The 13,521-nt window shown below is 44.3% G+C and carries 11 protein-coding genes; 8 read left to right on the plus strand and 3 right to left on the minus strand.

Features of this window, described 5'->3' with window-relative positions; translation table 11 throughout:
* Positions 1–117: 117 nt before the first annotated feature.
* Complete coding sequence (locus R7070_RS23640; protein ID WP_005379240.1) at positions 118–879, minus strand: TatD family hydrolase; 762 nt, start codon at positions 877–879, stop codon at positions 118–120.
* 184 nt (positions 880–1,063) lie between these two features.
* Between R7070_RS23640 and hemB the strand changes: the two genes are divergently transcribed.
* The 3 genes from hemB to polA all read left to right on the plus strand — a co-directional run bounded on the left by hemB (position 1,064) and on the right by polA (position 6,093).
* Positions 1,064–2,125: a porphobilinogen synthase gene (gene hemB / locus R7070_RS23645; RefSeq protein WP_031777176.1), complete on the plus strand. Its 1,062-nt coding sequence runs from the start codon at positions 1,064–1,066 to the stop codon at positions 2,123–2,125.
* Between the two features lie 127 nt (positions 2,126–2,252).
* A complete protein-coding gene (locus R7070_RS23650; RefSeq protein ID WP_005379245.1) occupies positions 2,253–2,687 on the plus strand; it encodes a GNAT family N-acetyltransferase in 435 nt (144 codons plus the stop codon).
* Positions 2,688–3,306: 619 nt separating this feature from the next.
* Positions 3,307–6,093 carry a DNA polymerase I gene (polA, locus tag R7070_RS23655; RefSeq protein ID WP_256900492.1) on the plus strand — a complete coding sequence of 929 codons (2,787 nt, stop codon included), beginning with the start codon at positions 3,307–3,309 and terminating at the stop codon, positions 6,091–6,093.
* 747 nt (positions 6,094–6,840) lie between these two features.
* Here the strand turns inward: polA and yihA are convergent.
* Complete coding sequence (gene yihA, locus R7070_RS23660; RefSeq protein ID WP_017635019.1) at positions 6,841–7,500, minus strand: ribosome biogenesis GTP-binding protein YihA/YsxC; 660 nt, start codon at positions 7,498–7,500, stop codon at positions 6,841–6,843.
* A 159-nt stretch (positions 7,501–7,659) separates the two neighbouring features.
* Here yihA and R7070_RS23665 point away from each other — a divergent pair, with 159 nt between their 5' ends.
* From R7070_RS23665 to hemN, 5 genes are all read left to right on the plus strand, one after another.
* A complete protein-coding gene (locus tag R7070_RS23665) occupies positions 7,660–8,277 on the plus strand; it encodes a c-type cytochrome (protein WP_005379248.1) in 618 nt (205 codons plus the stop codon).
* 838 nt (positions 8,278–9,115) lie between these two features.
* Positions 9,116–9,754 (plus strand): class I SAM-dependent methyltransferase, encoded by a 639-nt coding sequence (locus R7070_RS23670; protein ID WP_005379250.1) that lies wholly within the window; start codon positions 9,116–9,118, stop codon positions 9,752–9,754.
* Positions 9,754–10,296 carry a Der GTPase-activating protein YihI gene (gene yihI / locus R7070_RS23675; protein WP_005379252.1) on the plus strand — a complete coding sequence of 181 codons (543 nt, stop codon included), beginning with the start codon at positions 9,754–9,756 and terminating at the stop codon, positions 10,294–10,296. Before R7070_RS23670 ends, yihI begins: the two co-directional genes overlap by 1 nt.
* A 7-nt stretch (positions 10,297–10,303) precedes the next feature.
* Entirely contained in the window at positions 10,304–10,792 is a 489-nt protein-coding gene (locus R7070_RS23680) for a DUF2489 domain-containing protein (RefSeq protein ID WP_005379254.1), read from the plus strand.
* 184 nt (positions 10,793–10,976) lie between these two features.
* The gene (gene hemN / locus R7070_RS23685) at positions 10,977–12,368 is read left to right on the plus strand and encodes an oxygen-independent coproporphyrinogen III oxidase (RefSeq protein ID WP_017821952.1); all 1,392 of its coding nucleotides are present in this window, start codon (positions 10,977–10,979) and stop codon (positions 12,366–12,368) included.
* Positions 12,369–12,437: 69 nt separating this feature from the next.
* On the opposite strand, the gene add is transcribed toward hemN, so the two are convergent.
* Entirely contained in the window at positions 12,438–13,442 is a 1,005-nt protein-coding gene (add, locus tag R7070_RS23690; protein ID WP_017821942.1) for an adenosine deaminase, read from the minus strand.
* Between the last annotated feature and the right edge of the window lie 79 nt (positions 13,443–13,521).

Consider the following 13,521-nt stretch of genomic DNA (forward strand, 5'->3'; position numbering starts at 1 on the left):
GTAGATATCTATAATCAAATGAGGCCTCATACGGCTTTAAAATACAAAACGCCCGATGAAGTACATCGAGCGTTTTATTTAAAAAGTGTCAACCCATATCAGGACGGGTCACGTGAATTAAATATTAAACAGCTTTTTGGCATTCTCAGTCGTTATGGCATCGATGGTTGCGATGTCGACATCACGCAAGTCGGCAACACGTTGTGCAACGAGAGAAGTGTAGGCTGGTTCATTACGTTTACCACGGTGTGGCACCGGCGCTAAATATGGACAGTCGGTTTCTAAAATGACCCACTGCATATCCAAATGTGGAATGACTTTATCCATCCCGCCATTCTTAAAGGTTGATACGCCACCCAAGCCTAAGTGGAAGCCTAGCTCATTGATTGCTTGTGCTTCTTCTAAGCTGCCTCCAAAACAGTGGAATACACCACGCAGACGACCATCTTGCTCTTGTCGTAGCAAAGTGAGTGTTTCTTCAATCGAATCACGAGTGTGGATAACGACCGGTAAATCCATCTCTTTTGCCCAGTTAAGTTGAGCTACGAACGCCATTTCTTGCTCAGCACGATAGGTTTTGTCCCAATACAGGTCGATACCGATTTCGCCCACCGCAATAAACTTGTGTTTCTCAAACCAGCCGCGGATGATCTCCAACGTTTGCTCAACGTTGTTATCCACATAGCAAGGGTGCAGCCCCATCATTGAGTGGCATACGTCAGGATATGCCGCTTCGGTTTTTAGCATGGGCTCAATTGAGTCCAGATCGATGTTTGGCAACAGGATTTTATTAATGCCTTGCGTTAAGGCGCGTTGTACTACTTCATCGCGGTCGTTATCAAATTCGCTAGCATAGATGTGCGCGTGGGTATCGATCATCGTTACTCTCTGTGCTTCATGGTTGGTTTCGTATTCGAAGTATACTTGAGTGTGAGTGCTGGGTCATTTTCAGTTTTTTTCATTACCTTTTTCCAGATTGTCACTCGCAACATGCATCAAGAGTGATATGATTTTGTTCACCAGATGATTTGATCATCATAACCGTCCAGACAAGGAGAAAATGGTGTCTGTATCAATTCAAGGTCCATTCCCTGCACGCCGTATGCGTCGTTTACGTAAGCACGATTTTAGTCGTCGTTTGATGGCTGAGAACCAACTTTCTGTTAATGATCTGATTTACCCAATGTTCATTCTTATGGGTAAAGATCGTCGTGAGAGCGTGGAGTCCATGCCGGGTGTAGAGCGTTTGTCGATTGATTTAATGCTAGAAGAAGCACAATACCTTGCAAATCTAGGCGTTCCAGCAATCGCGCTTTTCCCTGTCGTAAACCAAGACGCTAAAAGCTTATGTGCTACTGAAGCCTACAACCCAGAAGGTTTGGTTCAGCGAGCAGTACGAGCGCTTAAAGAACACATTCCTCAAATTGGTGTAATCACAGACGTGGCACTTGACCCATTCACGACACATGGCCAAGACGGCATCATCGATGAAGATGGCTACGTAATGAATGATGAAACCACAGAAGTATTGGTTAAGCAGGCTTTGTCTCATGCAGAAGCGGGTGCTGACGTAGTCGCGCCTTCAGACATGATGGATGGCCGAATTGGTAAGATCCGCGAAGCATTAGAAAACGCGGGCTACATTCATACTCAAATCATGGCTTACTCGGCTAAGTACGCATCGAACTACTACGGACCATTCCGTGATGCGGTTGGCTCTTCTTCAAATCTAAAAGGCGGCAACAAGAAAAACTACCAAATGGACCCAGCAAACATTGATGAAGCGATTCACGAAGTGGCGCTAGACATCAATGAAGGTGCGGACATGGTGATGGTTAAACCTGGTATGCCATACTTAGATGTAGTTCGCCGAGTAAAAACTGAACTTCAAGTACCGACATTTGCTTATCAAGTCTCTGGCGAGTACGCGATGCATAAAGCGGCGATCATGAATGGCTGGCTCAAAGAGCGTGAAATTGTGATGGAATCACTATTGTGCTTCAAACGTGCAGGTGCAGATGGCATCTTAACGTACTTTGCGAAAGACGTTGCTGAGTGGTTGGCAGAAGAGAATGCACAAACTGCTCAACACCTAAATCGTACTCCGGAAGCGACAGAAGAGTAATTATCGCTCAGTGAGAAATACCAGACCAACAAGAGTTGTTCGTCTGTATATACCCAAGTAACCTCAGGCGGATTACAACAGTAACAATCCAAGGTGCTTGGGTATTTTTATTTTGGAGAAGAGAACAATGACAATGCTGATTCGTGAAGGCACATTGGAAGAAGCACTTCAAGTTGTGGCGCGTGTTACCGAGTTTTCGAAAGGAGAAACGGTAGACTCCATGACTCAACGTTTAGAAGAGAAAAACAGTTTAATCCTCGTTGCAGAAAAAAATGGCACGATTGTCGGCTTCAAAATAGGTTACGAATTAGAGGATGGTGTTTTCTATAGCTGGTTAGGTGGTGTTGTCCCTGAAGCTCGAAATGAAGGCGTGGCACAACTGCTTTTGGAAGCTCAAGAGGATTGGGTGGCAGAACAAGGCTACAACACATTAAAAGTGAAATCTCGAAACCAGTTTCCGGCTATGCTTCGCTTGTTATTGAGAAATGGCTATATCATTGAAAAGTTTGAAGAAAAAGTAAATCTTCGAGAATCTAGAGTGCATTTCATTAAAGCAATGTGAAAATAAATGAGATTTTTTCTCATTTAACTGTTGACTACGAAATGAGAATCATTATTATTAAACCTGTCTTAGGGAATGAGGAAAGTTCACAAGGACGTTGAGTGACTTATTAACAGAAGTTAATTAACTGAAAGTTGAGAAGTGATGAAACATTTTTCCGAGAACTTGCACGAATTCTTTTTGACACGACATTGCTCACATTGCTTCCAGTGTAATTTATAGCTTCTTGGTTAAGCTGCTCTATTTACAGAATTTGCTTTACCACTTCTGCTAGGCGACCCCATTCGGGTCGCTTTTTTCTTTTCTACGATTTCTATTTGACGTCACTATTAATATCTTTTCCACATGCGATGATCATTTTAGGATCGTTGATCTTCTCGCCGTTATGCGAATTTGTTGTTATAAATCAATAGTTTGAGTTGGTGTTTTCTTGTGTTTTTTGTTATTGGATAACCAGTGGATAATTTCTATAAACAGAGTTATCCACAGGAGGTGGTGTTTTCGTGAATAAAGTCGGAAAAATTTACGCGACCTAGATCGAGCGAACAAGATAGATTCAGATCAGCAGTCATGGCATCCTAGGCAGATCTCTCAAGTACTGAATTGGATACAGACAATTATGGCAAGTATTCCTGAAAATCCGTTGATCCTTATCGACGGCTCTTCTTACCTATATCGCGCTTTTCACGCCTACCCGGGCACCATGAGCAATGGTGAAATTCCAACTAATGCCGTTTACGGCGTCGTGAACATGTTACGCAGCATGATGCGTCAGTTTGCGTCTGAGCGCATCGCGGTGGTTTTCGATGCAAAGGGAAAAACCTTTCGTGATGATATGTATGCAGAATACAAAGCGAATCGTCCGCCAATGCCGGATGACCTGCGTTGTCAAATTGAACCATTACACAATGTTATTCGTGCAATGGGTTTGCCGCTGATCTGTGTTCCTGGCGTCGAGGCGGATGACGTCATCGGTACGTTAGCATACCAAGCATCACAAAAGGGCATGCCTGTATTGATCAGTACTGGTGATAAAGACATGGCGCAGTTAGTGGATGATAACATTACTTTGATCAACACCATGACAAACGTCGTAATGGATCGTGAAGGTGTGGTTGAAAAGTTTGGCATTCCACCTGAGTTGATCATCGACTACTTAGCACTGATGGGCGATAAAGTAGATAACATTCCTGGTGTACCGGGTGTCGGTGATAAAACGGCGACCGCACTACTGCAAGGTATTGGTGGTCTGACGAAGTTGTATGAAAACCTCGATGATATTGCAGGGCTTGGTTTCCGTGGTTCTAAAACCATGGCGAAAAAGCTCATCGACAACAAAGAAAATGCCATGCTTTCGTATGAGCTCGCGACCATCAAATTGGATGTTGAGCTTGAGGAAACGCCAGAATCATTGCTGAAAGCGGAACCAAATAAAGACGAATTAGTGAAGCTGTATGGCCAACTGACGTTTAAATCTTGGTTGAATGAACTACTTGAAGGCGGTTCTGGATCAGTGGAGGCCGTAGAGCTTGCAGGATCTTCACAAGCTTCTTCTTCTCAAGCCGAGATGGAAACTTCTGCGGTAACAATCGATCGCAGCCAATATGAAACAATTCTGGATAAAGAAACCTTCAATGCTTGGCTAGATAAACTTCAAACGGCTGAGCTGTTTGCATTTGATACGGAGACCGATAACCTAGATTACATGCTAGCGAATCTAGTTGGTTTGTCATTCGCTGTCGATGAAGGTATTGCGGCTTATGTGCCAGTTGCACATGACTATTTAGATGCGCCTGAACAGCTTGATCGTGATTGGGTACTAGAACAGCTGAAGCCAATTCTTGAAGATGCAACGAAAGCAAAAGTCGGTCAAAACTTAAAGTATGATGCGTCTGTACTCGCTCGTTACGACATTGAGCTAAAAGGTATCAAGCACGACACGATGTTGGAATCGTATATCTACAACAGTGTCGGCGGTAAACACGATATGGACAGCTTGGCGCTTCGCTTCCTACAGCACAGCTGCATTTCTTTTGAGCAAATTGCAGGTAAAGGCAAAAATCAGCTTACGTTTAACCAAATCGAACTGGAACAAGCATCGCCATACGCGGCAGAAGATGCGGATGTGACCCTTCGTCTGCACAATCGCTTGTTTGCTAATATCGAGCAGGATGAAAGCCTGAAGACAGTTTACGAAGAGATTGAAATGCCGTTGGTGCCAGTTCTTTCGCGCATTGAACGCACTGGGGTCTTTATCGATGAAATGAAGCTGAGTGCGCAGTCGGTCGAGATTACCGCTCGCCTTGATGAGCTTGAAAAGAAAGCGTACGAAATTGCAGAGCAAGAGTTTAACATGAACTCGCCAAAGCAATTACAAGCCATCCTATTTGAAAAAATGGGTTTACCGGTTGTGAAGAAAACGCCATCAGGCACACCATCGACGAATGAAGAAGTTCTGCAAGAACTCGCGCTAGACTACCCACTACCAAAACTGATTTTGGAATACCGTGGTCTGGCGAAGCTAAAATCAACTTACACGGACAAACTGCCGAAGATGATCAACCCATCAACGGGTCGTGTGCATACTTCTTACCACCAAGCAGTGACCGCAACGGGTCGTCTATCTTCTACTGATCCGAACTTACAGAATATTCCAATTCGTAACGAAGCCGGCCGTCGTATTCGTCAAGCGTTTGTCGCGCCATCTGGGCATAAAATCTTAGCGGTCGACTACTCGCAAATCGAACTACGCATCATGGCGCACCTTTCTGGCGACCAAGCGTTGTTGGATGCATTCCGTGATGGCAAAGATATCCACGCGGCAACCGCAGCAGAAATCATGGGTGTTTCTATTGAAGACGTTTCAAGTGAGCAACGTCGTCGTGCGAAAGCGGTTAATTTCGGTCTTATTTACGGCATGAGTGCGTTTGGTTTGGCGAAGCAATTAGGCATTCCTCGTGGTGAGGCTCAAGCGTACATGGATACATACTTTGAACGTTACCCAGGCGTGATGCAGTACATGGAAGACACACGCAGCACGGCAGCAGATAAAGGGTATGTTGAAACGATTTTTGGTCGACGTTTGCATTTACCAGAAATCAAATCGCGCAACGGGATGCGTCGTAAAGCTGCTGAACGTGCGGCAATCAACGCACCAATGCAAGGTACGGCTGCGGACATCATTAAGAAAGCGATGCTGTTGGTTGATCAGTGGATTCAGGAAGAAGGCAATGGTCGTGTGAAGTTATTAATGCAAGTACACGATGAATTGGTCTTTGAAGTTGAAGAGTCATCATTGTCCGAAATTGAAAGTAAAGTACAGGAATTGATGGAATCTGCAGCAGAGCTAAAAGTACCGTTGGTTGCAGAAGCAGGTCACGGTGATAACTGGGATCAAGCTCATTAGTCACTTTTAGACCAAAATAACCAATTAATTATGAGCCAGCGCACAAACGCTGGCTTTTTTTTGAGATTAAAAAAGCTAGCGCAAAGTTAACTTTGATGTTGCTTAATAAAAATTTCATGAAAAAAAACTACAAAAATTCTTTGCAATTCTGACCAATTGTTGTACATTAATACTCGTAGGGTACAGAGGTAAGATGTTCTATCTTTCAGACCTTTTGTTTCACGTTATTGGATTAGGCTGATTCAGCCGCCCCAGTCAGTTTTTGACTGGGGCGTTTTTTATTGGGCGAAAGAAAATTATTCTTTTGGATCAGCAGCTTAAAGTTTGCCTTCAAAAACCTTCTTTTTTGACCTTTCTAAGTCACTGCAAAATCTCGATTTTTCCTTCAAATTTATTGCGTTATTCATCCTGTAAATTTACGCCAGTCACACTATTATTTTTTCTTGAAAGAAACTAAGTTACATCTTTTTGAAGATTTGCTTGGCTTAACTGTCTGAATTGTAACGCTATTGGGTGTTTTTGGAGTGAATGTTTGGTGATACACAGGAAACAAGAGCGCTTTTTAACCTATTGAAATCGAATCTCAGTTCAGCAATGCTTCGTCACATAACAATAATTACCAATTTTTCTCTCCCGTTATCCCTGCCAGGAAGGCGGGGATTTTTATTGCCTGTTATTTAGTTCAGATAAACAAAAGCCCCACCAAATGGCAGGGCCGTGTCGAAGAAATTTAACAAATATTGTTAATTATTCTTCATCGCTCGCTGGTATCTCTTGTTCGTCTTCTTCTATCAGGTGTGCTAGTGCTGGTGCAAACCAGGTATCCAGTTTTGCACGTAGCTGATCGACACCTAATCCTTTCAGTGAAGAGAACACATCAACAGAAACGTCACCACCGAAAGTTTCTACTTGCTTACGAACTTTCAGTAGAGTTTGTTTGCGTGCACCACTTTTTAGTTTATCTGCTTTGGTTAGCAAAACTTGCACAGGAATGTGGCTATCGATGGCCCAGAAAATCATTTGTTGGTCGAGATCTTTCATTGGATGACGAATGTCCATTAGAACCACTAAGCCTTTTAGGCACTCGCGTTTCTGTAGGTATTCACCCAAAGATTTCTGCCATTTGTTTTTCATCTCTACCGGTACTTGAGCAAAACCGTATCCAGGTAGATCGACAATGTGACAACCTTCTTCTACTTTGAAAAGGTTGATTAATTGCGTACGACCAGGTGTCTTTGATGTCTTGGCTAAGCTTTTTTGATTAGTTAGACGGTTAAGTGCACTCGATTTACCAGCGTTTGAGCGTCCTGCAAACGCAATTTCGACACCTTCGTCTTCCGGCAGGTGACGAATATCGGGTGCGCTGGTGATGAAATGCGTATTTTGGTAATGAATTTTTACGCTCACTGTTAACTCCATCTCGACTTTGTGTAGTCGATTGATTACTTTTTTGTGAAAATGTGTAAAATAACCGTGCTCGGCATAAGGTCGCCTATTGTACCATGAGTGTACGCGGTATGTTCACATTCCGTGGTACTGGAAGCTTGATAATTATAATGGAATGTCATGAAGAAATTAGCGCTAATTTTGAGTCTTTTAGCCAGTTGCTCAGTATGGGCCCAAGGTAATATTGAGGCTGGTAAAGCAAAATCACAAACCTGTGTCGCCTGTCACGGAGCAGATGGCAACAGTGCAATAACAACGTACCCGAAACTCGCAGGCCAACACGCTAAGTATCTTGAGAAGCAGTTAAAAGAACTTAAGCTAGGCATGACAAGTGGTGGTAAACAAGGTCGTTACGATCCTGTAATGAGTGGTATGGCAATGCCACTGAGCGATGAAGATATCGCAGACCTATCTGCTTACTACGCTTCGCTACCAGTTTCAGAAAACTCAACACCTGAAGATGTAGTAGCAAAAGGCAAAACGCTTTATACCGCTGGTGATGCCGAGCGTGGCCTAACCGCATGTATTGCATGTCATGGTCCTCGTGGCAATGGTACTGAGCTTTCAGGTTTCCCGAAAATTTCTGGTCAGCATGCTGACTACATCAAAGCTCAGCTAGAAAAATTCCGTGATGGCGACCGTGGTAATGATATGAATGCCATGATGCGCGACATCGCGAAGAAAATGACAGACGAAGATATCGAAGTGCTGTCTAAATACGTTGGCGGTCTGCACTAATATACCTAAATCGCTCAAGATCCTGCATCTTGAGCTGGTTGGGTAGATGTCCCTACATCGTTCGAGCAACTTGTACAAAAATGCCCTAGTGAATCCACTAGGGCATTTTTGTTCGTGACAGATATCACAGTCGAGTTTGGATGCGAAAGCGATAGTTGGCTCGGCAGTTTGTGAGACATTTGCCATACTTGATGTTGGCTTTTTCTTGTTAGTGTTTTTAAGTTTTTGATTAAATGATAATTTTGATTTTTTAGAAAAATAGGCGGATTTTTTTTCAACCCATTACTTGTGAGCATAACGGGATGGCGTAAAGTAGAAGTCGTTCACAGGGGGTGAATGTAAGGATTTAAGACTACGGTTTAGGTCTCCAAGGATGTAGCTCGGATGCTTGGTGATTTAGAAAGGGATTTAGATAGGTAGGGAGCCTATCAGATAAGGATGGTCATCTCGTCTGACGGTTAAGACAGTGAAACGGATCAGGCACAGGAAGTTGCTCAGTAGACAGGAAGTAAACGGATAGCCAAAACTCATCAGGAAGATGAAAAACAACTCTTTTTGGCAGGGAAAGCTCTAAAAACAAAGGGATCATTGGTGCACCAAATGTGTGCAACACAGTTTCGCCAATTGATGGCACTTAGAAAGCGACAGTCTGACTGTCGCTTTTTTTATATCCGTTGACTTGCTCAGTCGTAACTTGAATTGAGATTACAGCACTTACTTTAGCTTTATAGGTTGTAAACAAAGTTTTTTAATAAAAATTGCTGAAAAAATACTCAACAACACTCCAATCCGAGTTCACTTTCTGGTATGTTTCGCATCCCTGTTTGAGGAAGTCAGCATGCATACCTGTCCTTTATGCCAAAATCAGCGCACTCACCATTATTTTGAAGATAAGCGTCGTGAATATCTTCAATGTGAGCAGTGCAGCTTGGTATTCGTAAATCCAGACCAACGTTTGGATGCGGAAAGCGAAAAAGCTCACTATGATTTGCATGAGAACAACCCCGATGATTTGGGTTACCGACGCTTTTTGTCGCGTATTGCTGACCCGATCACAGAGCGAATTTCTCCACAATCAAATGGTATCGACTTTGGTTGTGGTCCTGGCCCAACGCTCTCCTTGATGCTGGAAGAGGCGGGGCACAACATGGCGTTGTACGATCTCTACTACCACCCTGATACGTCGGTTTTAGAAAAAACGTACGACTTCATGACAGCAACAGAGGTGATAGAGCACCTCTACCACCCAGATTTGGTGTGGAAGCAATGGTTGAATTTAGTTAAGCCAGGGGGCTGGATAGGCCTGATGACGAAAATGGTCATCGACGTGGAGGCTTTCAAATCATGGCATTATAAGAACGATCTCACTCACGTAGTGTTCTTTAGTCGTGACACGTTCCAGTTCCTAGCAGAGCGGGATAAGCTCGAACTCGAATTTATTGGTAATGATGTAATTTTACTGAGGAAACCCCAGTAATGAGCCGTAGTAAAAAATCTAGAAAACCGGGTGCCGCTGGTGCACCTGAGTTTGTTGTAACTCGTAACCGTACAGAATCTGATGTGGAAGGCCGTTTACGCAAGCGTGCTAAAAAGCGTAAAGGTCTGAAAACGGGTAACCGTAACTCAGAAGTTAACGAGCAGAAAAAGCAAGCTGCTGCACAAAATCGCGACCCGCGCTTAGGCAGCAAAAAGAAAATACCTCTGATTGTTGAACCTGCGAAGAAAATGACGAAGCAAGAGCGTCGTTTGTCGGCAGAGCAAGAACTAGAGATGCTAGAAAATGACGCGCAATTGAACGTGTTGCTAGACCGTATTGAAGCGGGTGAAAACCTGGGCACAGGTCTACAGAAATTCGTCGATGAGAAACTCGACCGCATTGAGAAGCTAATGGACCAACTAGGCTTGTTGGAACCTGAAGAAGAGGAAGACTTCACTGCACCTGCTGAGAAAAGCACGCGCAACGATGATGACTTGCTGGCAGATTTCGACGACATTAATTTCGACGACTATAAAGGATAATTAAGCTATGAATGTAACCTTATTAGCTATTGCTGGTGTTGTGATTATCATCGCACTCGCTTCTTATGCAGGTTACCTTCTGCTTCAATTGAAAAAGCAAAAGGAATTGCAGCTGAAGCATCAAAAATTGGCGATAGACAAACGTAACGCCAACATTTTTGAGAATGTGCATACCTTGTGTCAGGCGGGCATTCAAGGGCAGTGCGATTTATCTGAAATCAGTATCCGTGTGTATAACATCATGGATTATGTACAAGGTGAAGACCGCGTTGATTTCGATAAAACGTACCCTGCGATTTCTGAGCTTTACCACATCGTGAAAGATATGGCGCGTGGCGAAGAACGCCAACAACTTGCCAAGAAAGAGCGTATGCAACAGAACTTGACGCGTCATAAAGCGGAAAGCCGCCTCACTGATGCGATTATTGAGGAGCTCAAAGTGTTGCAGAAAAACGTCCAGCCACTGAATAATCAAATCAATATTCAGATGATTTAAGCGCGACCCCCAATAGTCTCCTTATGGCTAATGGGGGTATCGTGATCACGCTAGCACTTCTTTAGTTTTATACTTAAAAAGCCAGTCGGCGTTGCCACGCTTGTCATCGTCGTATGGCAAAATAGCGGCTCTGAATATCGGGTGACGGCTTTCGTTGCCCTAGCATTTAACGGAAAGTACCACCATGTCGAATCAACACACTGAATCGAAACAGCAAATCGTCTGGGATCAAGCGGTATTGGATAAGTACAACTATTCCGGGCCTCGTTATACGTCGTACCCAACGGCGCTGGAGTTTCATGAAGCGTTCACCATTTCTGATTATGATATGGCATGCACTCAATACCCAGAACGCCCATTATCGCTGTACGTACACATTCCGTTCTGTCACAAGCTTTGTTACTACTGTGGATGTAATAAAGTCATTACACGCCACTCGCACAAAGCGGATGAATACCTCGACGTGCTTGAACACGAAATTCGTCAACGTGCTGCATTACTTGTTGGTCGCACTGTGACGCAATTGCATTTTGGTGGTGGTACACCGACGTTTCTCTCTGAAAAGCAAATCACGCGTGTAATGAGCCTGCTACGCCAAGAGTTTACTTTTAGTAGCGATGCTGAAATCAGTATCGAGGTTGACCCGCGTGAAATCGAGCTGACCATGCTGGATCATCTGCGTAGTGAAGGCTTCAATCGCTTGAGCATCGGTGTTCAGGACTTCAACAAAGAAGTGCAAAAGCTGGTGAATCGTGAGCAAGATGAAGAGTTCATCGTTGCTATGGTTGCGCGCGCAAAAGAGTTAGGCTTTCGTTCGACGAACCTAGATTTAATTTACGGTTTACCGAAGCAGACCAAAGAATCTTTTGCCAAGACTCTAGAACAAGTGCTAGAGATGCAGCCGGGCCGTCTATCCGTGTTTAACTACGCGCACATGCCACAGCTATTTGCAGCGCAGCGTAAGATTAAAGACGAAGACCTGCCAAAGGCAGAAGAGAAGATGGCGATTCTGCAAGACACCATCGCGACACTGACTGATGCTGGCTACCAATTTATCGGTATGGACCACTTTGCTTTGCCGGACGATGAACTTGCTGTTGCCCAGCGCGAAGGTATTTTGCATCGCAATTTCCAAGGCTACACCACACAAGGTGAATGTGACTTGGTTGGCTTTGGTGTTTCTGCAATCTCGATGATCGGCGATGCGTACGCGCAAAACCAGAAAGAGCTGAAGAAATACTACGCTCAAGTCAACGAACTTCGTCACGCTCTATGGAAAGGGGTCTCTCTGGACTCCGATGATTTGCTCCGTCGCGAAGTGATTAAGCAGCTGATTTGTAACTTCAAGTTAGACAAGAAAGCCATTGAGTCTGAGTTTAAAGTGAGGTTTGAACAGTACTTTAAAGAAGATTTGCAGCTACTTCAGACCTTTATTAACGATGAGCTGGTGGAAGTGGATGACAATGAAATTCGTGTGACGCTGCGAGGTCGTTTGTTGATCCGTAATATTTGTATGAGCTTCGATAAATACCTACGAGCAAAGGCACGTCAGCAACAGTTCTCTCGTGTTATTTAATCAGAGATACAGATTCAAGATATAAAAAATGCCAGCAGATGGTGGCATTTTTTTATGTTTTCGCTGGATTTAAGCGCGATCTTTTACTTTTTCTCTCAGTTCCGATTTTTCTGCTTCTGAAAGGAACGCAATCTCAAGGCCATTGATTTGCGCTTGGCGAATCTGGTCTTGGCTCAGGCCAGCGGCTGGTGCCGCTACTTCGTATTCGTATGGCAGTTCGATACCTTCAACCGCTGGATCGTCAGTGTTCAGACACGCAAGAACGCCATGCTCTAGGAACTGCTTGAGAGGGTGGTTTTCTAGCGTTTCTACCGTACTTGTTTGGTAGTTTGACGTCAGGCAAGATTCAATACCAATGCGGTTTTCTGCTAGGTAATCCATCAGTTTTGGATCGTGAATCGCTTTTACGCCGTGACCGATACGAGTTGCGCCCAGCTCATTGATTGCTTGCCACATGCTCTCTGCACCTGCTGCTTCACCAGCATGGACCGTTACCCCAAGGCCAGCATCGCGTACTTGCTTGAAGTGAGACACAAAGCGATCACCCGGTTGGCCTAGCTCGTCACCCGCAAGGTCGACGGCAACGATGTGATCTTTCTGGCTCAGAATGCCGTCCAGTTCTTGTTGACATGCGTCAGTGCCAAATGTGCGACTCATGATACCGATCAGGTTGGCTTTCACGCCAAAATCGCGCATACCCGCTTGCACACCGTCCACGACGGCTTCAACAACCCCCGTTACTGGTAGTTTGTGTTTCATCGCCATGTAGTAAGGAGAGAAACGCAGCTCTGCGTAATCGATTTGTGCGTTTAGCGCGTCTTCTACGTTTTCGTACGCGACACGACGACACGCATCTAGGTCGCCCAGTACAGCAACACCCCAGTCGAGCTTAGAAAGGAAAGCAACAAGAGAGGGTTCCGCTTCGACAATTTGAACGTGAGGAGTGAGAGACTCAATATCGTACGCTGGTAGGGCAATGCCAAACTTTTGGCCTAGCTCAAGAATCGTTTTAGTACGAATGTTACCGTCGAGGTGACGGTGCAAATCAGTAAGAGGAAGGTTCTTCGTTATCATTTTGTCGATCCGGATAGTTATGAACTGGAACAGGGCCCAAACATCATCTGTGACAATACATGGGTAAGATTTGCAGTTA

The sequence above is a fragment of the Vibrio sp. 1557 genome (assembly GCF_033340175.1).
Classification (GTDB): Bacteria; Pseudomonadota; Gammaproteobacteria; order Enterobacterales; family Vibrionaceae; genus Vibrio; species Vibrio alginolyticus.